This is a genomic window from Mesorhizobium sp. M7A.F.Ca.ET.027.03.2.1, assembly GCF_003999175.1.
Classification (GTDB): Bacteria; Pseudomonadota; Alphaproteobacteria; order Rhizobiales; family Rhizobiaceae; genus Mesorhizobium.
The window spans coordinates 1-1111 of record NZ_RZOM01001458.1 but is presented as its reverse complement, the minus strand read 5'-3'; the positions used below and the strand labels follow the sequence as shown (position 1 = coordinate 1111).

1 protein-coding gene is annotated in these 1111 nt (G+C 57.4%); it reads right to left on the bottom strand.

All coding sequences use genetic code 11. From position 1 onward, the window contains the following. Nucleotides 1-69 precede the first annotated feature (69 nt). Complete coding sequence (locus tag EN750_RS35585; protein WP_024505875.1) at nt 70-660, bottom strand: NodA family N-acyltransferase; 591 nt, start codon at nt 658-660, stop codon at nt 70-72. Between the last annotated feature and the right edge of the window lie 451 nt (nt 661-1111).

Below are 1111 nucleotides of genomic sequence, written 5' to 3'. Positions count from 1 at the left end.
GATAGACGCTGCGCTCTGCAGTGCCATCGGCATTGTCACTCTGCCCTTCGCATATGTAGTCCAGAGGCTTCATAGTTCCGGACCGTTCCGGTCGATCAGGGTACCGGACGGCCACTCGTCCATCGAGCGTCCGATCGGCGAAACCAACACGAGTACGTCTTCCAGGCGCGTGGGCGGCAGGTCGGGATGCACATCTGGACGGGTCGATCGTACGCGAACGCCCGACACAATGTTCGCGAGGCCGGCTCTGCAGAATCTTTCGACATGGTTTCGCAGCGCGTGCCGAACCGTGCCGAAAGCGAATGGAACACCCAACTGATGGAGCACTGGGTACGCCACGCGCATCGAAAAACCGATTCCGAGCCCTTCAAGATCCGGACGAACCGCGTACAGGCCCAATTCAGCGACGATCAAGTCGACCTCGCCAACTTTGATGAAGCGCCGCAGCATGCCGATGTGAGCCGCTACCCCATGCGCGTCGTAGCCGATTGCGCGGAATTCCGGCCTCGCGCCGGCCCAACTGCGGCCGCCTTCGAATGGCTCCGCGTTGAAGGCGCCAGTCCGTCCATAGGTCTTTCGAAAAAAGTCGGAGAGTTCGACATGGTCGGCCAGTTGCAGCTCATTTTCCCAGCACAACTTCCAATCGACATTCGGGCGCATGGAAGACCTCACCTTGGAGCTGTCTGGTTGAGATAAATGTCCAAGCATTGGTTAAATAATTGGCATCGCACCAACGGGGCGTAACTTGTGGAGACCGCCGAAAGACCAAGCCGTAATGCAGATGCGACTGACTTTGTGCGCCCCGCACACCAGATGATGCTCCTCGGATCCAACGCAACCATGGGAACTACCTATCTTTCCAACTTGAAGCGCCTCTATGGGACCTGCAGCAAAAACGGTAAAATCCTTTGTTTAGATGAAAGGTATCCACGCTTTGGATAACTGGGCGAATGCGTTCCATATGGCTGGTCAATTATCGTCGTCACGCTCGAGGCACTTCTGACGAAGCGCAAAGCTCACGCCCGCGGCACGCGCGGCCGTTGCCGGGCCGCGCGATTATCTCCGTAAGAGCCGAGCGGAGCTCAGACACGACGATTGATCAGAATCTGAT